Below are 22,740 nucleotides of genomic sequence, written 5' to 3'. Positions count from 1 at the left end.
CGAGCCGGCAAATCAGCTGCGCAGCAGCGCGCCGATCTGCTCATCCTTCTCTTCCCAGATGCCCGCCAGCCAGCGGTGGAACCGGCCGCGAAATTCCGAGTCGTCTTCGTAATCACCGACGCAGAACTCCGCCGGGATGGGCAATTGCCGTGCACGCACGATCACCCTGGGGGTGCGGCCGCAGAGGAACTGCCAGAAGGTGGGTGCACCGTCGGGGTAAACGATGGTGACATCGATCATGGCGTGGAACTGCTCGCCCATGGCGTTGAGGGCCAGCGCCAGGGCGCCAGCCTTGGGCTTGAGCAGGTGGCGGTAGGGCGAGGCTGAGGACTGGTGTTTGGCCGGTGTGAAACGCGTGCCTTCGGCAAAGTTCATCACGCTGGTGGGCACGCGGGCGAACTTCTGGCAGGCGCGTCGGGTGGTCTCGCGGTCTTGCCTGCGCAGGTCCGGGTTCTTGCGCAGGGCGGCCTTGCCGTGCCGGCGCATGAAGGGAAAGTCCAGCGCCCACCAGGCCAGGCCGATCACCGGCACGTAGATGAGTTGCTGCTTGAGGAAGAACTTGAGCATGGGGATGCGCCGGTTCATCACATGCTGCAGCACAAAGATGTCCACCCAGGACTGGTGGTTGCAGTTGACGAGGTACCAGCCCTGGTAGGGCAGCTCGGTCACACCCTGCACATCCCAGCTGGTCTTTTGCGTGAGTCGCATCCACGCGCTGTTGCAGGCGATCCACGCGGTGGCGATGGCGTTGAGGGCCGGGTCGATGGCTTGCCGTACGGCCTGGAAAGGCAGGACCAACTTGACCAGCGACAGCGTGAACAGCAGCGCACACCAGAACAGCGTATTGATTGCGAGCAGGAAAGAGGCGAGGATGCCTTTGACGAGGGAAGGCAGGAAACTGAGCATGGGGAAATAGGTGTAGGCGGGAGATGGGGCCGATATCGGCCCATGGACCGCGCGGCTGCGGCGATCAGCCATTGTGCGCCTGTGCCGGCAGCAGACTCTGCGTTAGATCAGTGTTTCGTCTGAGCCTTCCGTGTTTTGTGTTTGTGGATCCTGCGCAAAGTGCCTAGAATTTGAGCAACGTGAATTGACCGGTCCCACCCTACACCCGGAGGTGCAGCATGTACAAAAGAATTCTGCTCGCGTATGACGGTTCGGCCCCCGGCCAGCAGGCCCTGCTGGACAGCCACGAAATCGCGCAGTGGAGCCAGGCCGAGCTCACGCTCATCGCCGTGATGCCCCTGCCCATCACCACCATGGGGCCCGAAGGTGGGGTGTACGACGATTCTCTGGAGGAAAGCGAAAGAAACCGCTACCAGGCGATCCTGGACACGGGCGTTCGCAAGCTGAAGGAAGCCGGGCTGACGGCCCGCGGCGAAGTGGTGACCGGGGACCCGGTGCGTGAACTGGCCCGCGCGGCCACCCGCATCGGTGCCGACCTGATGGTGCTGGGACACAAGCACCTGGACGGATGGGCCGCGCGCTGGTGGCGGGGCTCGGTCTCCAAGGCGCTGATCGAGCATGCACCTTGCAGCGTGCTGGTGGTGATCACGCACTGAGTTCCACGCTTCGTATCAATAGCCCCACGACCTGCGGGCTGCAAGCCCTGCCGCTAAGCTGCGGCGCATGGCCGAGATTCACATCCTCCGTACACACGCCCTGGGCCGCGACGCTGCCTTGCGGCTGGCGTGCGACTGGCAGGCCCAGGCCGAGCGAGACTGGGGCCTGCGTTGCACGGCACGCGAGGATGAGGCACAACATCGCATCGCCTTCGAGCGCCCGGGCCTGCAAGGTCACTTGCTGGCGAGCGCCGAGACTTTTGAGTTGCGGCTGACGCTGGGCTTCCTGCTCAGCGCCTACCGCAGCCGTATCGAGGCCGAGCTCCAGCGCCAGCTGGACGAGCGGCTGGCCGCGGCCTGAGTCGGGTCAGCGCGCCGCCAGGCCCTGGAAGCAGGTGCGCAGCAGCAACGCGATGATCTGTTCGTCGCTGTACTCGCCGGTGCTGCGCAGGAAGCCCGGCACCGGGTCGCAGGCACGCGCATACAGGGTGTAGAGCACGACGATGGGCGGCAGTGTCTTGTCCAGGCCGCCCTCGGCCTGTGCAGCCTCGATCCAGCGGCCCAGTTTCTCGCTGACAGTGGTCAGTCGGTCCATATAGGCGTGGTGCGCCATGAGCGTGGCGCGCAGGCTGGAGTTGGCACTGGGCAGCGAGGGCATCTGCCCCTGCAGCTGCACCTGCAGCATCCAGCGCACGGCGGCTTGCAGGCACTGCAGGGGGCGCGCGCTGGCGTCCAGCCCGTCCAGAAAGGTCTGTGCCTGCTCCAGCGTGCGCACCATGGCTTCGGCGGCCAGGTCTTCCTTGCTGGGGAAGTGGCGGTAGAGGCTGGCCTTGGCGATGCCCACTTCGGCGGCTACCTCGTCCACAGTCATGGCATCAAACCCTTTTTCAGCCAGCAGACGGTTGACGGCCTGGACGATGGCGTCCTCGCGCGCCAGATGCATCTGTTCGCGAAAGCTGCGCCGGGCTGGTGTAGCGGGTGATTTGAGGGCGGTAGCGTTCATAAGGGGGTTCAGGGCTGCGGATCGTCCTGGACAGACTATATCCACACTGATTGGTTAGTTATTATACTGTTCGGTATCAAAAGATACCGAACGGTTATTATTCGCCCGCGCCTTCTGCTGTGGCGCATCCCCAAGCGGGATCCCCCAACCCATTTAGACACTGGAGTTTCTGATGAAGAAAGTTCTGATTGCTTCCCTGCTGGGCCTGGGTGCCCTGAGCGCCCAAGCTGCTGACATCGTCGACACCGCCGTTTCGGCCGGTTCCTTCAAGACCCTGGTGGCTGCCGTCCAGGCTGCCGGCCTGGTGGACACGCTCAAGGGCCCGGGCCCCTTCACGGTGTTCGCCCCCACCGATGAAGCCTTCGCCAAGATTCCGAAGGCCCAGCTCGACGCCCTGCTGAAGGACAAGGCTGCGCTGACCAAGGTGCTGACCTACCACGTGGTGCCGGGCAAGGTGATGGCCGCCAATGTGACGGCCGGCAAGGTCAAGACGGTTCAGGGCTCCGAGTTGACCGTCAGCACCATGGGTGGTGTGAAGGTGGACAACGCCAACGTGATCAAGACCGACATCGTGACTGACAACGGCGTGATCCACGTGATCGACAGCGTGGTGCTGCCCAAGTAATCTCCCCTTGGGTGTCCCAAGTTGGCCCCTCATGTGAGGGGCTTTTTTTTGAGGGGGCCGTTCAGGCCCGCTCGTACAGCGTCACCACGCAGGCGCCGCCCAGGCCCAGGTTGTGTTGCAGGGCCAGTTGCGCGTCGGGCACCTGCCGTGCGCCGGCCTGGCCGCGCAGCTGCTGCACGAGCTCCGTGCACTGCGCCAGGCCCGTGGCGCCTAGAGGGTGCCCCTTGCTGAGCAGGCCGCCCGAGGGGTTGGTGACGAACTGGCCGCCATAGGTGTTGTCGCCGTCCATCACGAATTTCTCGGCACCGCCTTCGGGGCACAGGCCCAGGGCCTCGTAGCTGATGAGTTCGTTCTGTGCGAAGCAGTCGTGCAGTTCCACCACGTCCACATCCTGCGGGGATACACCGGCCTGTTCATAGACCTGGCGCGCGGCTTCTTTGGCCATCGAAAAACCGACCACCTCGCGCATGTCGCGCGCTTCGAAGGTGGTGGCCGTGTCGGTGGTCATGGCCTGGGCGCGGATGCGCACCGAGCGGTCCAGACCATGCTTCTGCGCAAAGGCCTCGGAGCAGATCACGGCCGCGGCCGCGCCGCAGGTGGGCGGGCAAGCCATGAGGCGGGTCATCACGCCGTCCCACAGCATGGGCGCGGCCATCACCTCTTCGGTGCTGACTTCCTTGCGGAACAGGGCCAGGGGGTTGTGCGCGGCATGGCGGCTGGCCTTGGCGCGGATGGCGGCAAAGGTTTCCAGCTTGGTGCCGTACTGCTGCATGTGGGCCAGGCCGGCGCCGCCGAAGTAGCGCAGGGCCAGCGGGATCTCGGCGTGGCCGACCAGCTCCTGTGTCGCTTCGTCGAAGCGGTCGAACGGCGTGGGGCGATCGCCAAAGACCGCGCCCAGCGCGCCCGGGCTCATGTGCTCGAAGCCCAGGGCCAGCACGCAGTCGGCCGCGCCGCTGGCCACGGCCTGGCGCGCCAGGTAGAGGGCCGTGGAGCCGGTGGAACAGTTGTTGTTGACGTTGACGATGGGGATGCCGCTCATGCCGACTTCATAGAGCGCGCGCTGACCGGCGGTGGAGTCGCCATAGACGTAGCCCACGTAGGCTTGTTGCAGCTGGGCGTAGTCGAGGCCGGCATCGGCCAGGGCGGCGCGCGTGGCCTCGGCGGCCATGTCGGGGTAGGGGCGGTTGGCGCCGGGCTTGGCGAAAGGGATCATGCCGACACCGGCGACCAGAACGTGGTGGGTCATGGGGAACTCCGTGCTGAACAACCCGGTCAGCTTAGCACCGGAAGGCGGTGATGCTCAGGGCTGAAGTTGCAAGAGGCCCAGCACCAGACTGGCCAGGAAGACTGTTTCGCCGATCATCAGGAGCACGGGCTTGAGGCCTACGGTGCGCAGCTGGCGCAGTTCCGTCTTCAGGCCGATGGCACTGATGGCGATCAGCAGGCACCAGCGCGAGAGCTCGCTGCTGAAACGCGGCACGGCAGGCGGAAGCCAGCCCGTGCTGTTGAGCGCAGCCAGCAGAAAGAATGCTACGGCAAACCAGGGCAACAGGGGCGGGCGCGGGCCGTCAGTGGCCGCGCTTTGGCGGCGCGTGAGCCAGGCCGCGCAGAGGATGACGGGCAGCAGCATGGCCACACGCATGAGTTTGACGACTGTGGCAGTGTCGCCCGCCTCCTGCGAGATGCTGTAGCCAGCGCCCACGACCTGGGCTACGTCGTGGATGGTGGCGCCGATGAAGATGCCGGCGGCGACGTCGGAAAGGCCGAACCACTGGACCAGCATCGGGTAGAGGATCATGGCCAAGGTGGACAGTGCCGACACGCCGATCACCGTGAACAGCGTTGCCTTTTCCTTACCCGGGTGGGCCGGCAGGGCGGCGGCGATGGCCAGGGCGGCCGAGGCGCCGCAGATGGCAGTGGCTCCGCCGCTGAGAAAACCGAACAGAGGCTGGAAACCCAGGGCGCGCGCGGCCAGCATGGACAGCCCGATGGTGAGTGCGATGGACAGCACCACCATGAGCACCGGGCCCCAGCCCAACGCGATCATCTGGTCCAGTGTGATGCGCAGGCCCAGCAGGGCCACACCGAAGCGCAGCACGGTGCGTGCGGTGGCGTCGATGCCGGGTTTGCAGCGGCCTTCGTCCGACAGGAAACTCATCGCCATGCCCAGCAGCAGGGCGAACAGCATGGCGGGCGCACCGTAGTGCTCCGATAGAAAGGCCGCGGCGGCGGCCACCACGGCGCTGACCAACAGGCCAGGCGCCTGCAGGCGGGCCCTGGCCGCCAGGGAGATCAGCGCAGCGTGCATGCGGGCTTACTGGTTCAGCTGGATATGGAAATTCTTCACGATGCTGGCATTGCGCTCGAAATCCTTGCGCACGGACTGCTGCAGCTGCTCTGCGGTGGCGGCGACGTTGGGTTCGAAGCCGGCCGCAACCAGCCGGTTCTTCACCTTCGGCGCCTCGGCCGCCTTCAGCACAGCTGCGTTGATGCGGTCGGTAACTTCGGCACTGACACCGCTGGCGACGACCACACCGACCCAGTTGGTGAAGTCGAGTTCGGCCAGGCCTTCCTCGCCCAGTGTGGACACCTGCGGCAGGTGCGAGGAACGCGCCTTGTTCGCCACACCGTAGACCTTGAGCTTGCCGCCCTTGATCAGCGGCAGCGAGGTGGGCATGCCGTCGAACATCAGCGGGATCTGACCGCCCATCACCTGGCCCAATGCCGGCGGCGAGCCGGGGAAGGGGATGTGCTGCAGGTCCAGGCCGGTCTTCTGGTTCAGGATCATGCCGGCGTAGTGCGAGCTGGTGCCGGCGCTGAATGAGGCAAAGCTCATGCTGCCAGGCTTGGCCTTGAGATAGGCCAGCAGTTCCTTCACGTTGTTCGCAGGCAGATCGGGCGCGCCCACCAGCACCAGGGTGGCACTGGCAACGGTGGCGACCGGCTTGATGTCCTTGAGTGGGTCGAAGCTGGTCTTCATCACGTGCGGGATCTCGGTCAGTACATTGCTGGCCGTGACCATGATGGTCTGGCCGTCGGCCGGCGCGGCCAGCATGGCCTGCACGGCAATTGCGCCGCCCGCACCGGGCTTGTTGTCCACGATGACGGGCTGGCCGATGTCGCTGGCAAGCTGGTCGGCCAGGATGCGCGCGACGATGTCCATGGTGCCACCGGCCGGGGCGGGCACAAGCATTCGGACAGGCTTGGCAGTCCAGGCCTGGGCCTGGCTGCCCAGGCAAAGCGCCAGGGCCGCGACCAGCAGGGGCAGGGCAGTGCGGCGGGTGATGGTTTGCATGAGGGTCTCCTGTTGCTCGATCTTGGTATGGGTGGCGGGAAAAGTCAAAGCAGTTGTTGGATCAGCTGGCGCGCCTGCGGCCAGGGGCCGTAACCAGCCGCCGGGTTCAGATGACCCACTGAGTTCAGGTTCACGAGTTGGCTGCCCCAATCGTGCGCCAGACCCTGGATGCGCACATAGCTGCCCAGGGGGTCATTGCTGCTGGCCCCAACGATGGAAGTGAAAGGCAGCGGCGCGCGCGGTATGGGCAACCAGCCGTGTTCACGCAGCATCTCCAGGCCGGGGTAGCCGGCGGGCAGGGGTGTTTCCAGATCGGCTGGCGTGGCGAGCAGGGCACCGAGGACGGGGCGCCTGCGCTGTTGCGCCCACTGGGCCACGATCATGCAGCCCGCGCTGTGCGCTGCGAGCAGCACCGGGCCTTGGACTTCGGACAGCACCGCGTCGAGCGCCTGCACACGTGCGTCGCGACTGAGCTTGTCCTGCTCCAGCGGCGGAACCGTTACGGCGTTCGGCAGAGCCGTCTGCAGATGGGTCTGCCAGTGCTCGGCGACATGGTCGCGCAGGCCGGGCACGATCACGACCGTGACATCGTCCAGCGTCATGGGGCTCAAGCTGCCTTGCGCAGAAAGCCCTGGTGGCCGCCGCGCGGGTTTGGGGCGTAGCCGTTGGCGGCCAGCGTCTCTTCCACGGTGTCGTAGAACACGCCGATCTTGCAAATCTCGCGTGCTTCCTTGCCGTTGGCCACCTCACGGCCCATTTCGCGGGCGATGCGCACCAGCTGCTCGATCTGCTGCACGGTGCTCATCTTGGCGGTGCGCGACTGGTTCCATAGGTTGTCCTCGATGCCGCAGCGCACGTGCAAGCCCATGGCCATGCCCATCATGTTGATGGGCAAAACGTTGCGCATGCTGCTCTCGACGGTCAGCATCGAGCCGTCAGGGATGGCGCGCAGGAAGTTGGCCAGGTTGTAGACATTGGGGGCGTCCATGCCGCCGCTGATGGCGACCCAGTTCATGACCAGGGGGCCCTTGTAGACGCCGCGGCGGATCAGACGCTCCACGGTTTCGTAGCTGTTGATGTTGTAGAACTGGAACGCACTCTGGATGCCAGCCGCAGTGAGTCGGCGCACGTGCTCCTCGATGAAGGCCGGGCCGGAGGGAACGATCATCTCGCTGTAGGCACGGCGGCCATCGGGTGTGGCCAGGGACGTGCCTTCGATGTCGCGCTCGTCCATGTGCTCCAGCACATTCATCTGGGTAGTGTTGACGGTGACCGTCACCTGGTCAGGCTTGGGATCGAGCTCGGCCAGCATATGGCGGGTGTCATCGGAAAGCCACTGGGCGGCGGCGCCGTCGTTCTCGGGAGCGAAGCTGATGGAGCCACCAACCTGGATCACCATGTCTGGCACGGCCTTGCGCACACCGGCGATCAGCTCGTTGAACTTGGACAGACGCTTGCTGCCCTTGCCGTCGAGTTCACGCACATGCAGGTGCAGCACGCTGGCGCCGGCGTTGTAGCAGTCCACCGCCTTCTGCACCTGCTGTTCCATGGTGACCGGTATGTCCTCGGGGAAGTCCCCGGGGATCCACTCAGGGCCGTAGGGCGCGGCGGTGATGACGAGTTTGGGCTGGTTCTCAGGGAACAGGGATCCGTCCAGGAAGTTCATGGTGTGCTCTCTTTTTGGTTTGGGGGTGCCGCGCAGTGGCGATTCAGAAGGGCTTGTCGCCGACGATCCCGGCGCGTTCCATCTTGCGGTGGCAGGGCGGGTAGTCCATCACGGCGTAGTGCTGTGTGCTGCGGTTGTCCCAGATCGCCACGCTGTTGGGCTTCCAGCGCCAGCGCACCTGGTACTCAGGAATCGCGGCCTGGTTGATCAGGTACTGCAGCAGCGCGGCGCTGCCCTGGGTGTGATCCTGGCCGTAGCGCACATTGGCTGGCGTATGGAAGTTGGTGAAGTGCGTCGTGAAAGCATTCACGAAGAGGATCTTCTCACCCGTGTCGGGGTGGGTACGCACCACGGGGTGTTCGGCGTCGGGGAATTGCGTCTTGAGGGCCAGGCGCTTTTCGATCGGCATCACCGCGCCGAAGCTGGCCTCGATGCTGTGGCGCGCGCGCAGGCCGGCGATCTGCGTCTTAACCTGTTCCGGCAGCCGCTCATAGGCCAGCGCCATATTGGCCCACATGGTGTCGCCCCCCACCGGCGGGCATTCGACGCAGCGCAGCACGGCGCCGAACTGCGGTGCCTCGCGCCAGGTAGCGTCGGCGTGCCAGGCGTTTTCGTAGCGGTCGTTGGGCTGGTCGGGGTTCTTGTAGATGCGCACCAGGCCGGGGTGCTCAGGGTCGCTGCCGGCCACCGGGTGGTCTTCTAGCTCGCCGAAGCGGCGCGCGAAGGCCACGTGCTCGGCGCGGCTGAAATTCTGATCGCGCAGGAACAGTACGCGATGGCGCAGCAGAGCGGCGCGGATCTCGGCGTACAAGCCGTCGTCGCGAACGGCATCGGCCAACTTGACGCCTACCAGCTCGGCACCGATGGAACAGGTGAGAGGTTCGATCTTCATGGGGTCTCCTTCGGTGCCGGGTTCAGATCACGAAGATCGAGGAGCCGGTGGTCTTGCGCGATTCCAGATCGCGGTGCGCCTGTACAGCTTCATCCAGGGCGTAGCGCTGGTTGATCTCGATGCGGATGCGGCCGGCGGCCACGTGGCCGAAGATCTCGCCGCCGAGTTCGGCCTTTTCGACCGGATCGGCGATGTAGTCGGCCAGGGCCGGGCGTGTGAGGTAGAGCGAACCCTTCATGGCCAACAGCTGCGGATCAAAAGGCGGGATGGTGCCCGAGGCCGTGCCCACGCAGACCATGAGGCCGCGGCGGCGCAGCGAATCGAGCGAAGCCATGAAGGTGGTCTTGCCTACGCTGTCGAAGACCACGTCCACGCCGGTGCCGCCCGTGAGCTCTCGCACGCGCTTGGCCACATCCTCGTGGCTGTAGTTGATGACGTGGGTGCAACCGTGCGCGCGCGCCACGGCGGCCTTCTCCTCGGTGGAGACGGCGCCGATGACGGTCAGACCCAGCAACTTCGCCCACTGCGAGACGATCAGACCCACACCGCCGGCGGCCGCGTGCAGCAGGATGCTGTCACCCGGCTTGAAGGCGTGGATGCGGCGCATGAGGTAGGCGGCGGTCAGGCCGCGCATGGTCATGGCGGCAGCGGTTTCGCAACTGATGCCCTCGGGCAGCTTGATCAGCGGGGCGGCGGGCACCAGGCGCTCGGTGCAGTAGGCTCCCAGGGTGTTGATGAAACCGGTGTAGCTCACCCGGTCGCCTATGGCCACGTTCGTCACGCCCGGGCCCAGGGCCTCGACCACGCCCGCGGCTTCCACGCCGATGCCGGAGGGCAGGGGAATGGGGTAGGTGCCGTTGCGGAAATAGGTGTCGGCGTAGTTCAGACCTGCAGCCACTTGACGCAGGCGCACCTGGCCGGCGCCCGGTTCACCCACGCCGATGTTCTCTAGCGTCAGTACCTCGGGGCCACCGGTTTCGTACAGTCGGATTGCTTGCGCCATGTTCTGTCTCCTGAGGGTCCTATCAGAGGGCCTGCACGCCTGGCGGGCCATGAGTCAACTTTAGGTTCAGGCGCTCGCTTTTTATTTGCCATTACGCGACAGTCAATTGACATTTCATGACATGGATCGGATGATCGCCGTCACTGCTCCTTTGCTACGCCATGGTCCAGCACCCCACCCTCCAGCCCGGCAGCCGCATACGCGCGGCGGTGCTCTCGCACTATTTCGAGGTGGCTGCCAAGCTGGGCCTGAACCCGCAGAATCTGTTGCGCAAGGTGGGGCTGACGCGCGCCATGCTCGCGGCGCCAGCCGGGCACATCCCGGTGACGGCGGTGGTGGACCTGCTGGAGGATTCGGCCGCTGCTTCGGGCTGCAGCACGGTAGGCCTGCAGTTGGCCGAGGCTCGCCAGCTGGGGGACTTCGGGCCCATCGCGCTGCTGCTGTCGCACCAGCCCACACTGCGTGCCACGCTGAGCACAATCCAGCAATACCGCCATCTGCTCAATGAGTCTCTGGCCATGTATGTGGAGGACGCCGGCAAGCTGACGCTGATCCGCGAGGAGGTGGTGGTGGAGGGGCGGCCGCAGGCGCGCCAGGCCACGGAGCTGGCCGTGGGGGTGCTGCTGCTGATCTTTCGCAGCTCCCTGGGGCCGCACTGGCATCCTCAGGCCGTGCATTTCGTGCATGGTGCCCCTGAGGACCTGCAGGTCTACCGCCGGTTGTTTCGCTGCCCCTTGCATTTCGACAGCGAGTTCAGCGGCTTGGTCTGCGCCACGTCCGACCTGGACCGGCCCAATGCCTTGGCTGACGCGGCGATGGCGCGGTATGCGCAGTCCTTCCTGGACGCACTGCCGGGGCCGAGCGAGCATTCCATTGTGTTCGAGGTGCGCAAGTCGATCTACCTGCTGCTGCCCATGGGTCGCGCCAGCGTGGAGCAGATCGCCCAGGGCCTGGGGCTGAACGTGCGCACCCTGCAGCGGCGACTAGACGAGAGTGCCGTCAGCTTTTCAGGCCTGATCAATGAGGTGCGGCGTGAACTGGCGCACCGCTATATCACCGCCACCGAACATCCGCTGGGGCGCATTGCTGAGCAGCTGGGTTATTCCAACCAGAGTTCCTTCACGCGGTGGTTCATCGGCCAGTTCCAGACCACACCGACCGAATTGCGCTCACGCCTGGCTTCACGCCGACGCGCCTGATCCTCTACGGGTATCTACGAACTTGTCGTCAAATGACAAGTTCGTGTCGCCTATTGTCAAATAGAAATCCTGAGACCTGGGAAAAATGAAGGTGTGTGCAGTGCGAAGTCAACAGCGCTGTGTACCCACTACAACCCGCGACATCACGTGCTGGGTCGTGAAACTGAAAATTTTCCTAGGAGATCGTTCCATGAAATTGAAAATAACAGCCGCTGCCGCCCTGGCCCTGTGCTCTGGCATGGTGTGTGCGCAAACCGCACCCCTGGCGGACAACAGTGTGGCCGTGTACGGCAATCTGGACATCGGCGTCTCATCGTCGTCGACATCGGCCAGCGGCTATTCGAACGGTGGCCCGGGCACGACTGCCGATCGCGGCGCGGTGATCAAGATGCAGGACGGCGGCATCGGCGGCTCGAACTGGGGCATCCGCGGCAGCCGTAACGTGGCCGGCGGCATGAAAGCCGGTTTCCAGTTGCAGGGCAACCTGAGTCTCGATACCGGTGCGCTCAATGCCATCAGCGGTGCCTACCCCAGCGCGGCTGGTGCGCCGTCCAGTGCGCTGTTCAACCAGATCGCCCGCGTTCACGTGGGCGGCGAGTGGGGCGAAGTGAGCCTGGGTCGCCAGATTACTCCCCTGTACTACGCCATGGCCTCCACGGACGGTCGCGAAGGCCGTTTCAGCGGCAGTATCCTGAGCACGATCGTTGGGATGAACTCCTCGGCTGGCTGGGGTGGCGCGACCACCAATGCCCCACTGGGCGCCATCTATGACGACAACAGCATCGTCTACACGACGCCGACGATGAAAGGCTTCACCGGCAATCTGCAGTACACCGTGGGTGAAGTGGCGGGCAACATCCAAGCTGCCAGCCGCAGTGCAGCCACCTTGCTGTATGCGCAGGATGGCCTGAAGTTGTCGGCGGCCTACTACATGGCCCGCGATGCCTATCGCTCTGCAGCCGTGGCCGACGGCACGCTGAACAACCGCTTCTGGCACCTGGGCGCCAAATACGACTACCAGGCCTGGACCTTCTCTGGTTCCTTGAGCAATGGCCAGAACCCCTCCGGCGTGGCCGGTGGCGGCAATGGTGCCAGTGCATCTGCTGGCGATGCGAACTACAACGTGACGCACGTCGGTCTGGGCTACAAGATTTCACCCAAGTACCGCATCACCTCCGGCTACTACAAGCTGCAGGACATGAATGTGTCGGACAACAAGTCGACCATGGTGGCCGCCGGGCTGGACATCTATCTGGACCGCCAGACCACGATTTATCTGCAAGCCGGCCAGGTGGCCAACGAAGGCAACACCAACATGGGCATCATCTTCGGCGCCCCGGTGGCAGCCGGTGTGACCACGGTGGCCTACATGACGGGCGTGCGTTACAGCTTCTAAGCGCACCCGCGCGCTCGTCCCCCGCTGGCGGGCGCGCTCTTCCTGTTTCTGATTTCAACCGGTTCTCCAAACCGTACTTTCGAAGGGGCTCATTGCCCCTTCTTTTTTATCCAATTTTCACAGCCCGGGTATTGCCATGAACGGTCTCATGATGCAGCAGTCGCTGCTGATCTCCCAACTCCTTGTGCACGCCGAGCGCCACCACGGGGAGCAGCACATTGTCTCGCGCCGCGTCGAGGGCGACATCCATCGCTATACCTTCCGCCAACTCGCCGCGCGCGCGCGCCGCATGGCCAATGCGCTGAAGAAGTTGGGTGTGCCCCAGGGTGCCCGTGTGGGCACCCTGGCCTGGAACGGCTACCGCCACATGGAGCTGTATTACGCGGTGTCGGGCAGCGGCGCCGTGCTGCACACCCTGAACCCCCGCCTGCACCCGGACCAGCTGCTCTACATCCTGGACCATGCCGAAGACCAGGTGCTGTTTTTCGACCTGAGCTTCCTGCCCCTGGTTGAAGCCATCGCCGATCGCGCGAAGACCGTCAAGACATTCGTGGCCATGACGGACAGGGCCCACATGCCGGCCTCCAAGGTTGAGGGCCTGCTGTGCTATGAAGAGCTCATGGACGCGAACAGCGACCGCTACGACTGGCCGGCGCTGGATGAGAACAGCGCCTCCAGCCTCTGCTACACCAGCGGCACCACGGGCAACCCCAAGGGTGTGCTCTACAGTCACCGTTCCACCATGCTGCATACCTATGCGGCGGCCCTGCCCGACGCGTTGAACTGCTCGGCACGCGATGTGATCCTGCCGGTGGTGCCCATGTTCCACGTCAACGCCTGGGGCCTGCCCTACATTGCCTGCATGGTGGGTGCCAAACTCGTCTTCCCCGGCCCGGCGTTGGACGGCAAGTCCCTGCACGACCTCTTCGAGGCTGAGCAGGTCACGCTCTCCGCCGGCGTGCCCACGGTCTGGCAGGGTCTGCTGACCCACGTAGAGACGCAGACCCTGGGTTTCAGCACCATGAAGCGCACCATCATCGGCGGCTCGGCCTGCCCGCCCGCCATGATCCAGCTCTTCCAGGACAAGTACGGTGTGCAGGTGCTACACGCCTGGGGCATGACCGAGATCAGCCCCCTGGGCACCGCCTGCACCTTCAAGCCCTCGCAGTTGAACCTGGCGGCGGACGTCCGCATGGCCATCCAGTCCAAGCAAGGGCGCGTGGTCTTCGGCGTGGACATGAAGATCGTGGGCGAGGACGGCGCCGAACTGCCTTGGGACGGCAAGACCAGCGGCGAGTTGCTGGTGCGCGGCCCCTGGATCATCCAGCAGTACTTCAAGGGCGAGGGGGGCAATCCCCTGGTTGAGGGCTGGTTCCCCACCGGTGATGTGGCCACCATCGACGCCGACGGTTTTATGCAGATCACCGACCGTGCCAAGGACGTGATCAAGTCCGGCGGCGAATGGATAGGCTCCATCGACCTGGAGAACATCGCCATGGCCCACCCCAAGGTGGCGATGGCGGCCTGTATCGCCGCCCACCACCCCAAGTGGGACGAGCGCCCACTGCTGGTGGTGGTGACCAAACCCGGCCAGACGCTCACGCGTGAGGAACTGCTGGCCTTCTATGACAACCGCATCGCCAAATGGTGGATGCCCGACGATGTTGTTTTCGTCGACGCCATCCCGCTGGGGGCCACCGGCAAGATGCAGAAGAACAAGCTGCGCGAGAGCTTCAAGGGCTACAAGCTGCCCACGGCCTGAACCCGACTGCCCCGCAAGACACCCCGGGCGCGTCCCGGGGAAATCACTATCCGTCGGAGACAACAAGCATGAAGAGGATGGACAAAGGGAATCGCCGCCAGTGGCTGGCCACCGTGACGGCGACCGCGTTAGGGGTGCGCGCGGCCAGTGCCCAGCCTGCGGGCAGCGTGCGCATCGGCCAGGTGCTACCGCTGAGCGGGCCGCTGGCCCAGACCGCGCGGCCACTGGTCGAAGGGCAGGCGGCCTGCATCGAAGAGATCAATGCCGCAGGTGGTATCCAGGGGCAGCGCATCGAGCTCATAACGCTCGACGACGGCTTCGACCCTGTGAAAACCCTGGCGCAGACACGAGTGCTGCTCGACGAGAAGAATGTGGCTGCCCTGTTTGGCTACGGCACGGGTTCGGGTATCGCGGCGGTGCTGCCCCTGCTGGCCGAGCGCAAGGTACCGTTGCTGGGGCTCTATACGGGGGCCGACCAGTTGCGCGCACCGCACCCTTTCCTGTTCACGACCACCGCCAGCTATGGCGACGAGCTGCGCCAGATGGTCCGCCATCTGGTGACGCTGCGCAGCGAGCGGCTGGGGGTAGCCGTGCTGGCCACCGACGGGGGGCGGGCCCAGCTGGGTGCCGTCAACCGGCTTTGCGGCGAAACTGGTGCGAAGCTGCTGGCCAGCCGTGAATTGGCGGTGGATGGCAGTGATGCGGCCCAGGCAGCGGAGTTCCTGGTGGGCCAGCAGCTGGACGCCATCCTCATGGTGGCAGCGGGCCGGCAGGTCACCACCTTCGTGCAGGCCGTCGCGGGTCGTGTACCGGTCTACACCCTGTCGGTGGCCGGCTCCTCGGCGTTCCTCAAGTCGCTCGGTCCGGCTGCGCGCGGCCTGGTCGTCTCGCAGATCGTGCCCTATCCCTGGCGTACGACCAGTGCGATCACCCGCCGCTATACCGCCGCCATGCAACGCAGCGGCCTGGAGATAGGCTACGACCGCATGTGGGGTTACCTGAACGCCAGCATCCTGGTGGAGGCCCTGCGCCGTAGCGGCCGCTCAGCCACACCCGTCGCCATCACCGCCGCCCTGGAGGGCATGAGCGATGTGGACATTGGGGGCTACCGGCTTGCCTATTCAAAAACCGGTCACAACGGCTCACGCTTCGTGGAAATCACGATGGTTGGTGTCAACGGCGACTATGTGCGTTGAGTCGCCGGTGCGAAAATGATCTCGTCGCCCGAAACTTCTATCAAACCCCGGAGCTCATCATGAAACGTGAAGTCGTCGTCGTCAGCGCAGTGCGCACCGCCATCGGCACCTTTGGCGGCAGCCTTAAGGATGTGCCGCCCACCGAGCTAGGTGCGCTGGTTGTGCGCGAATCGCTGAAGCGCGCCAACGTGGCCGGCGAGGACGTGGGCCACGTGGTCTTCGGCCACGTGGTCAACACCGAACCGAAAGACATGTACCTGTCGCGCGTGGCGGCCGTCAACGGGGGCTGCGCCCAAGGCACGCCGGCCTACAACGTGAACCGTCTGTGCGGCTCGGGCCTGCAGGCCATCGTCTCGGCCGGTCAGTCCATCCTGCTGGGCGATACCGACGTTGCCATCGGCGGTGGCGCCGAGAACATGAGCCGCGCGCCCTTTGCCTCGCTCAATATGCGCTGGGGCGCGCGCATGGGCGACACCAAGATGGTAGACATGATGATCGGTGCATTGCACGATCCTTTCCATACCATCCACATGGGTGTGACGGCCGAGAACATCGCGACCAAGTGGGGCATCACACGCGAGCAACAGGATGCGCTGGCCGTGGAGAGCCACAACCGCGCCGAGCGCGCCACCGCCGCCGGTCATTTCAAGGACCAGATCCTGCCCGTGATGCTCAAGAGCAAGAAGGGCGAGGTCGCGTATGCCGTTGATGAGCATTTCCGTGCCGGTGCGACGATGGACGATATGGCCAAGCTCAAGCCCGTGTTCGCAAAAGAGAACGGCACGGTGACCGCGGGCAATGCTTCGGGGATCAACGACGCCGCCGCCGCCCTGGTGCTGATGGAAGCTGGTGAGGCAAAACGTCGCGGTGCCAAACCGATGGCGCGCCTGGTGGCCTACGCGCACGCGGGCGTGGACCCCAAGTACATGGGCATCGGCCCGGTGCCCGCGACGCAAAAGGCCCTGAAGCTGGCTGGTCTGACGGTGAAGGACTTGGACGTGATTGAGGCCAACGAAGCCTTCGCCGCCCAAGCCTGTGCGGTCACGAAGGACCTGGGCCTGGACCCAGCCAAGGTCAATCCCAATGGCTCGGGCATCTCGCTGGGCCACCCCATCGGCGCGACCGGTGCGCTGATCACCGTGAAGGCGCTGTACGAATTGCAGCGCATCCAGGGCCGCTACGCGCTGGTGACCATGTGCATCGGCGGCGGGCAGGGCATCGCGGCCATCTTCGAGCGGATCTGAGTCTTGGGCAGACCCGGCGGTGCCCGGTCTGTCAGGCCGCCATGGCCTCGACGTCGGTTTCACTGGCCCACTCCACCGGGTCGTGTGCCAGCACCTCCTGCAACTCCAGGCGCAGGGCCAGCGCGGCGATTTCCGGATACGTCTTGTCTAGCGTGTCCTCGGCGTAGCCCATCTCCCGGGCGCGGCAGCGCCAGGCGGCCATGTGCAGCATGGCCGCCAGTGGCTCATGACTGCCGCGCGCGAACGGGGCATCGTGTTGTTCGATCACCTGGGTGAGTTCCTGTGGCAGGTGCCAGGCACGGGCGAAACCGGCGCCCACCTGGGCGTAGGAATAGCCAAACCGGGCCCGCTCGGCCTGCGCCCGCCCGGGCGAGAAGATGTTGCATTGACGGTCCAGGGCCGCCATCTCCAGCGGCATGCCACGCTGCATCACCAGTTCACCCAAGGCATGGAGCAGGCCCACGGTATGGGGGGATGCGGTGGAGTTGCGCAGCAGGCTGGCGCGGCTACGGGCCAGCTGCCGCATCAGCCGCGCGGTGTTGAGGCTGTAGCGCCAGAACTGGCGCATGTCGACCTCACCCACGCGGCGAAACGCGCTGGCCACGGCCGCGAGCATCAACATCTCTCGTACCTCGGCCAGACCCAGTACAGCCAAGGCCTGGCTCACGGTGCCGATGCGCTGGCTCAGCTGGTAGCGCGCGGAGTTGGCCACCCGCAGCAGCCGCGCCGTCATGACGGGTTCGTCGGCCAGCAGTGTGCTGACCCGCATCAGGTCCGGCGCATCCTGTTCGAGTTCGTTGAGCACGAGGGCGATAACCCGGGGGATGCTGGGCAGGGCTTCGGGTGAGTCGAGCAGGCGCTGGAGGTCCATGGGCGTAGAGGTGTCAGGCTGCCCGTATTGTGTACTGTCGGCCCTGGGGCGCGAAACTTCGGTCCGGCTCATGCATGGGGATCAAGTTCCGGCCGGTTTCGGCCGATAAGCAGCGATGGTGGTCCGGTTGGCCGGTGTCGACAGGTTTCCGGGCTCCTCCCGTCCACGGGCTGCAGCGGATCGTGAAATAGATGACTGCGTCATTGCTCTGAACCACGTCCGGCGCTATCCTCATTCCGGCCCACCGATTTAACTCCCGACATACCCATCACGACAAGGGACTCGCCATGAACAACCTCAAGATTTCCACGCGGCTCACCCTGTTGCTCAGCGTTCTCGTTCTCCTGCTGCTGGTGGTTGGGTTCATCGGCATACGGGGCATGAGCAACACCAACGACGGCCTGAAGACCGTGTACGAGGACCGTACCGTGTCCATCGGGCAGTTGCTGGACGTGCAGCGCAACATCCTGCGCAACCGGGTGGCCGCCAACAATGCGATCGCCATCCCCACGCCGGAGAACATCAAGGAGAGGGTCGACGAGATCGACCAGAACATCGTGGCGATCAACAAGGTGTGGGATGCCTATATGGCGACCTACCTCACGCCCAAAGAGGCCGAGATTGCCAAGAACTTTGCGCAGGAGCGTGGCCGCTTCGTCAGCGAGTTTCTGCGGCCGGTCCAGGTGGCACTGCGCGCGAACGATATCGATACCGCTCGCCGCCTGCTGAACGAGAAAGACAGGGTGATCTACCCAGAGGTACGCAAGCAGCTGGGGCTGTTGACCGATCTGCAGCTGGACGTGGCCAAGGAGGAGTACGAATCTGCCGTCTCGCGTTACGTCACCGCGCGCATGTTGGCCATCGGCTTCTTCACCCTGGGCGTGGCTTTTGCCGTGATCTTTGGCTGGATGCTAGTGCGCAACATATCGCGCGCACTGGCCGAAGCCATTGCCACCGCGCATGCCGTGTCCCAGGGCGACCTGTCGCGGTCCATCAACGTCGCGGGCAAGGACGAGGTAGCCCAATTGCTGCAGGCTCTTTCGTCCATGCAGACATCGCTGGTGGGCGTGGTCAGCACCGTGCGCCAGGGCTCGGAATCCGTCTCCACCGCCAGCGCCGAGATCGCTCAGGGCAACCAGGACCTCAGCGCGCGCACCGAAAGCCAGGCCAGCGCGCTCGAAGAAACCGCCGCCTCCATGGAAGAGCTGTCGTCGACCGTCAAGCAGAACGCCGACAACGCGCGTCAGGCCAACCAGCTCGCGCAGAGTGCCTCCACCGTGGCGGTGCAGGGTGGTGAAGTCGTGGCCCAGGTGGTGGACACCATGAAGGGCATCAATGATTCCAGCAAGAAGATCGCCGACATCATCAGCGTGATCGATGGGATCGCCTTCCAGACCAACATCCTGGCCTTGAACGCGGCGGTCGAAGCGGCGCGAGCGGGTGAACAGGGCCGGGGGTTTGCCGTGGTGGCCAGCGAGGTGCGCAGCCTGGCCGGACGTTCGGCCGAAGCCGCCAAGGAAATCAAGGCCCTGATCACCGACAGCGTGGGGCGGGTGGAACAGGGCAGCGCCCTGGTGGACCAAGCCGGCAGCACCATGAACGAGGTGGTGGCCAGCATCCGCCGAGTGACCGACATCATGGGCGAGATCAGCGCGGCCAGCACCGAACAAAGCCAGGGCGTGGCGCAGATCGGTGAAGCCGTCACCCAGATGGACCAGGCCACGCAACAGAACGCGGCCCTGGTCGAAGAGATGGCCGCCGCCGCCAGCAGCCTGCGCGGCCAGGCCCAGGACCTGGTGCAGGCGGTGGCCGTGTTCAAGCTGGCCCATGGCGAATCCGCTGCGGCTTCGGCCCCACCTGCCCCGAGTCGCGCGCCGGTGGCCGCGCCGCGGCCGGCAACTGCCGGCAAACTGACGCCGCGCCCGGTGGCGCGTAGCAAGCCAGCCCTGTCGTCACCGGCCGCCTCGTCCGCAGTACCGGTCAAATCCAAGGAGGGTGATGCCGGGGACTGGGAAAGCTTCTGATCCCGTAGCAACTCTTCGGTAACCTGAATGCGGGCCGGCAGGACATGCCGGCCCGCATTTTTTCTTGCCCGCATCGCGCTTGCTAGTGCCTGTCGTCCTGCACCTCATCTCGACCGTCACGAATGGGCATGAACGGAGTATGGTCTTTGCGAAAGAGGATGGGTGGGATAAGGTTGGGCCGCGTCGCTGTCGATCCCGGGGAGGACGCACATACCAACGAAGACGAAAGGTCTCAGCATGCGCAACAACCAGCCCGTGACCCAGCACGCCTATGTGATACCCGCCGACCAGACCCTGGTCTCCGTCACCGATCTCAAGGGGCGCATCACTTACTGCAATACGGCTTTCATCGAGGTCAGCGGCTTTTCCCGCGAGGAACTGCTGGGCCAGCCGCACAACCTCGTGCGGCACCCGGACATGCCCGAGGAGGCTTTCCGAGACCTGTGGGAGACCATCCAGGCCGGCCTGCCCTGGACCGGCCTGGTCAAGAACCGCCGCAAGAACGGCGACCACTACTGGGTGCGGGCCAATGCCACACCCATGTTCGATGGCGACACCATCACCGGCTTCCTTTCGGTGCGTACCGCGCCAGACGCGCAATCCGTGGCGGCGGCCGATGCGCTCTACGCCGTCATGCGCGAGCAGGCGCAGGCTGGCCGGCCGGTGCTGGGTCTGCAGCACGGGCAATTGATGCGCCGCGATGTCTTCGGGGCCTTGCAGCGCAGCCTGCGACCGGGCACCACGGGCAGTGTGTTTGCATTGCAGGCCCTGGCGATGGTGCTTGTCTTGCTGGCCGTGGCCGCGGGCCTGCCGATGCTGGCCTCCATCGCGGTGGCGGTGCTGGCCACGGGGGCGGCTTCCTGGGGGGTCTGGCGCCTCACCATCCATCCGCTGGATGCACTGCTGCGCGACACCAATCGCCTGGCCTCCGGCGACATGTCTCTGCAGGTGGAAACGGGGCGCTCCGGTGTCATGGGGCGCCTGCAGCAGGGGCTGATGCAGATGTCTGTCAATCTGCGCACAGTAGTCAGCGACGTGCGGCAGGAGGTGGACAACGTGCGCACGGTGGTGGCCGAGATTGCCGCAGGCAACAACGACATGTCGGCCCGCACCGAGTCCCAGGCCAGCAGCCTGGAGCAGACCGCAGCCTCAATGGAGCAGATCAACGGCACGGTGCAGCAGAGCGCCGCCTCGGCGCGCCGCGGGGCCAGCCTGGCCTCTGAGACGTCCTCGGTAACCCAGCGCAGCAACGCAGCGGTGAACGACGTCTCGCACACCATGAACGAGATTTCAGAATCTTCCAAGAAGATCACCGAGATCATTCACCTGATCGAAGGGGTGGCCTTCCAGACCAATATTCTGGCGCTGAACGCAGCGGTCGAGGCGGCGCGAGCGGGAGACGCGGGCCGCGGCTTTGCGGTGGTGGCGGCCGAGGTGCGCCTGCTGGCCCAGCGCACGGCGACGGCGGCGCGCGAGATCCGCCAGCTCATCAACGAATCCAGCGAGCGCGTGCAGACCGGCGGCCAGCAGACCGGGCAGGCACTGGAGCGGATGCAAGAGGCGCTGAAGGCCGTGGGCGCGGTCAGTGCCGTGCTGGAAGAGGTCAGTACGGCGGCCAGCGAGCAGCAGACCGGGATTTCGCAGATCAACGAAGCCATCACCCAGATGGATGGCATCACGCAACAGAACGCTGCGATGGTCGAGGAACTGGCGGCGGCCGCCAAGTCCCTGCAGGGTCAGGTGGAGGAGGTGAGCAACTCCATGCGCCTGTTCCGCCTGCGGCGCGGGGAGTTGACGCTTTCGCAGATGGACGCCGTGAACCTGCGGCGTGAATACAAGGCGCTGCCGGCCAGTTGATAAGCGGCGTGGACGCCGCGCCCCCCTGGGTCCCGGGATCACGCGGCCTGCGGGCCGCGTCTCACTCGGGCTTGATGTCGGCCTTCTTGACCACCATGCCCCAGGTGTCGTACTCGCGCTGCATGTAGGCGGCGAGTTCGGCCGGGGTGCCGGGGCTGGGCGACAGGCCCTTGAGTTCGAGTTCCTTCACGACAGCGGGGTCCTTGAGGATCTTGACCAGCACCTGGTTGAGGCGGGTCACCACGGCCTTGGGGGTCTTGGCCGGCACCACGAAGGCGTACCAGTTCAGCGTGTCGAAGCCGGGGTACCCTTGTTCGGCCACCGTGGGTACGTCGGGCATCAGCGGGTCACGCTTGAGGCCGGTGGTGGCCAGGGCGCGCACTTTACCGCTCTTGATGTGCGGGCCGGCCGTGGGTGGCGTGGACATGAAGGAGTCGACTTCACCGCCGAGCAGGCCCATCATGGCCGGGCCACCGCCCTTGTAGGCGATGTGGGTGATGTCGATGTCGGCCTTGATCTTGAGCAGCTCGCCTGCCAGGTGGCCGGCGCCGCCGATGCCGGGTGAGGCGTAGGTCAGCTTGCCGGGCTGGGCTTTGGCCAGCTTCACGAAGTCGGCCAGGTTCTTCACTGGCAGGTCGGGCTTGACCACCAGCACATTGGAGAAAACCACGGCCATGGTGACCGGGGCAAAGTCCTGCAGCGGCTTGTAGGGCAGCTTGGCATTCATGTGCGGGGCGACGGTGAGCGAACCCACGCTGCCCAGCAGCAGGGTGTGGCCATCGGCCTCGGCGCGGGCCACGAAATCGGTGGCGATGTTGCCACCGGCGCCGGCCTTGTTGTCCACCACCACGTTCTGCTTGAGTTCATCGCCCAGGTGCTTGGCAAGGATGCGCGCGACGGCATCGGTGGCGCCACCAGGGGCGAAGCCCACCACCATGGTCATGGGCTTGTTGGGCCAGTTGCTCTGGGCCAGCAGGGGGCCGGCGGCCAGCAGTGTGCCCAGTGCGAGGGCAAGGGTCTTGAGTCTCATGATGTTTCCTCAGGGATATGAAGCCCGCGGCAGGCGGGCGTAGGCAGTCCCGAAGTATAGGAAGCGAGGGCGGCCAGCCCTCGCTGGATATTACGTAGTGGGCGATCAGAAAAAC

Annotated in this window: 21 protein-coding genes; 10 read left to right on the top strand and 11 right to left on the bottom strand. The window is 65.2% G+C overall.

Annotation, left to right across the window (positions count from 1 at the left end; translation table 11 throughout):
* Positions 1-12: 12 nt before the first annotated feature.
* Positions 13-906 (bottom strand): 1-acylglycerol-3-phosphate O-acyltransferase, YihG family, encoded by an 894-nt coding sequence (gene yihG / locus AC07NT_RS09100; RefSeq protein ID WP_498598474.1) that lies wholly within the window; start codon positions 904-906, stop codon positions 13-15.
* Between the two features lie 218 nt (positions 907-1,124).
* Between yihG and AC07NT_RS09095 the strand changes: the two genes are divergently transcribed.
* The gene (locus AC07NT_RS09095) at positions 1,125-1,562 is read left to right on the top strand and encodes a universal stress protein (protein WP_498596780.1); all 438 of its coding nucleotides are present in this window, start codon (positions 1,125-1,127) and stop codon (positions 1,560-1,562) included.
* A gap of 67 nt (positions 1,563-1,629) precedes the next feature.
* Positions 1,630-1,923, top strand: a complete 294-nt coding sequence (locus tag AC07NT_RS09090; RefSeq protein WP_498596781.1) for a polyhydroxyalkanoic acid system family protein — start codon at positions 1,630-1,632, stop codon at positions 1,921-1,923.
* A 6-nt stretch (positions 1,924-1,929) separates the two neighbouring features.
* On the opposite strand, the gene AC07NT_RS09085 is transcribed toward AC07NT_RS09090, so the two are convergent.
* Positions 1,930-2,565 (bottom strand): TetR/AcrR family transcriptional regulator, encoded by a 636-nt coding sequence (locus AC07NT_RS09085; protein WP_498596782.1) that lies wholly within the window; start codon positions 2,563-2,565, stop codon positions 1,930-1,932.
* 172 nt (positions 2,566-2,737) lie between these two features.
* On the opposite strand from AC07NT_RS09085, the gene AC07NT_RS09080 reads away from it, so the two are divergent.
* Positions 2,738-3,190 carry a fasciclin domain-containing protein gene (locus AC07NT_RS09080; protein WP_498596783.1) on the top strand — a complete coding sequence of 151 codons (453 nt, stop codon included), beginning with the start codon at positions 2,738-2,740 and terminating at the stop codon, positions 3,188-3,190.
* 61 nt (positions 3,191-3,251) lie between these two features.
* Here the strand turns inward: AC07NT_RS09080 and AC07NT_RS09075 are convergent, their stop codons facing one another.
* From AC07NT_RS09075 to AC07NT_RS09045, 7 genes are read right to left on the bottom strand one after another with little or no spacing between them, the layout of a single operon-like run.
* Positions 3,252-4,436, bottom strand: coding sequence for a lipid-transfer protein (locus tag AC07NT_RS09075; protein ID WP_498596784.1), 1,185 nt, complete (start codon positions 4,434-4,436; stop codon positions 3,252-3,254).
* 54 nt (positions 4,437-4,490) lie between these two features.
* Entirely contained in the window at positions 4,491-5,498 is a 1,008-nt protein-coding gene (locus tag AC07NT_RS09070) for a YeiH family protein (protein ID WP_498596785.1), read from the bottom strand.
* A gap of 6 nt (positions 5,499-5,504) precedes the next feature.
* On the bottom strand, positions 5,505-6,485 hold the full coding sequence (locus AC07NT_RS09065; protein ID WP_498596786.1) for a Bug family tripartite tricarboxylate transporter substrate binding protein: 981 nt from the start codon (positions 6,483-6,485) through the stop codon (positions 5,505-5,507).
* 44 nt (positions 6,486-6,529) lie between these two features.
* The gene (locus tag AC07NT_RS09060) at positions 6,530-7,087 is read right to left on the bottom strand and encodes an RBBP9/YdeN family alpha/beta hydrolase (protein WP_498598475.1); all 558 of its coding nucleotides are present in this window, start codon (positions 7,085-7,087) and stop codon (positions 6,530-6,532) included.
* A gap of 5 nt (positions 7,088-7,092) precedes the next feature.
* Positions 7,093-8,151 (bottom strand): beta-keto acid cleavage family enzyme, encoded by a 1,059-nt coding sequence (locus AC07NT_RS09055; RefSeq protein WP_498596787.1) that lies wholly within the window; start codon positions 8,149-8,151, stop codon positions 7,093-7,095.
* A 43-nt stretch (positions 8,152-8,194) separates the two neighbouring features.
* Positions 8,195-9,043: a TauD/TfdA dioxygenase family protein gene (locus AC07NT_RS09050; protein WP_498596788.1), complete on the bottom strand. Its 849-nt coding sequence runs from the start codon at positions 9,041-9,043 to the stop codon at positions 8,195-8,197.
* 22 nt (positions 9,044-9,065) lie between these two features.
* Positions 9,066-10,046: a quinone oxidoreductase family protein gene (locus AC07NT_RS09045; protein ID WP_498596789.1), complete on the bottom strand. Its 981-nt coding sequence runs from the start codon at positions 10,044-10,046 to the stop codon at positions 9,066-9,068.
* A 161-nt stretch (positions 10,047-10,207) separates the two neighbouring features.
* Between AC07NT_RS09045 and AC07NT_RS09040 the strand changes: the two genes are divergently transcribed.
* From AC07NT_RS09040 to bktB, 5 genes are all read left to right on the top strand, one after another.
* Positions 10,208-11,245 carry an AraC family transcriptional regulator gene (locus AC07NT_RS09040; protein ID WP_498596790.1) on the top strand — a complete coding sequence of 346 codons (1,038 nt, stop codon included), beginning with the start codon at positions 10,208-10,210 and terminating at the stop codon, positions 11,243-11,245.
* Positions 11,246-11,435: 190 nt separating this feature from the next.
* The gene (locus AC07NT_RS09035; protein ID WP_498596791.1) at positions 11,436-12,641 is read left to right on the top strand and encodes a porin; all 1,206 of its coding nucleotides are present in this window, start codon (positions 11,436-11,438) and stop codon (positions 12,639-12,641) included.
* A gap of 136 nt (positions 12,642-12,777) precedes the next feature.
* Positions 12,778-14,403, top strand: a complete 1,626-nt coding sequence (locus AC07NT_RS09030) for a 3-(methylthio)propionyl-CoA ligase (RefSeq protein ID WP_498596792.1) — start codon at positions 12,778-12,780, stop codon at positions 14,401-14,403.
* A 68-nt stretch (positions 14,404-14,471) separates the two neighbouring features.
* Positions 14,472-15,599: an ABC transporter substrate-binding protein gene (locus AC07NT_RS09025; protein WP_498596793.1), complete on the top strand. Its 1,128-nt coding sequence runs from the start codon at positions 14,472-14,474 to the stop codon at positions 15,597-15,599.
* Between the two features lie 59 nt (positions 15,600-15,658).
* On the top strand, positions 15,659-16,843 hold the full coding sequence (gene bktB, locus AC07NT_RS09020) for a beta-ketothiolase BktB (protein WP_498596794.1): 1,185 nt from the start codon (positions 15,659-15,661) through the stop codon (positions 16,841-16,843).
* A 31-nt stretch (positions 16,844-16,874) separates the two neighbouring features.
* Here the strand turns inward: bktB and AC07NT_RS09015 are convergent, their stop codons facing one another.
* Entirely contained in the window at positions 16,875-17,786 is a 912-nt protein-coding gene (locus AC07NT_RS09015) for an HDOD domain-containing protein (RefSeq protein ID WP_498596795.1), read from the bottom strand.
* A gap of 215 nt (positions 17,787-18,001) precedes the next feature.
* Between AC07NT_RS09015 and AC07NT_RS09010 the strand changes: the two genes are divergently transcribed.
* The gene (locus tag AC07NT_RS09010) at positions 18,002-19,738 is read left to right on the top strand and encodes a methyl-accepting chemotaxis protein (RefSeq protein ID WP_498596796.1); all 1,737 of its coding nucleotides are present in this window, start codon (positions 18,002-18,004) and stop codon (positions 19,736-19,738) included.
* A gap of 237 nt (positions 19,739-19,975) precedes the next feature.
* Complete coding sequence (locus AC07NT_RS09005; RefSeq protein ID WP_498596797.1) at positions 19,976-21,595, top strand: methyl-accepting chemotaxis protein; 1,620 nt, start codon at positions 19,976-19,978, stop codon at positions 21,593-21,595.
* Positions 21,596-21,656: 61 nt separating this feature from the next.
* Here AC07NT_RS09005 and AC07NT_RS09000 read toward each other — a convergent pair whose 3' ends face one another.
* The gene (locus AC07NT_RS09000; protein WP_498596798.1) at positions 21,657-22,625 is read right to left on the bottom strand and encodes a Bug family tripartite tricarboxylate transporter substrate binding protein; all 969 of its coding nucleotides are present in this window, start codon (positions 22,623-22,625) and stop codon (positions 21,657-21,659) included.
* Positions 22,626-22,740 lie beyond the last annotated feature (115 nt).

It is taken from the genome of Hylemonella sp. GW821-FHT10B10 (assembly GCF_059415585.1).
Note: the sequence above shows the minus strand (reverse complement) of the source record. Positions and strands in the feature narration are given on the sequence as shown.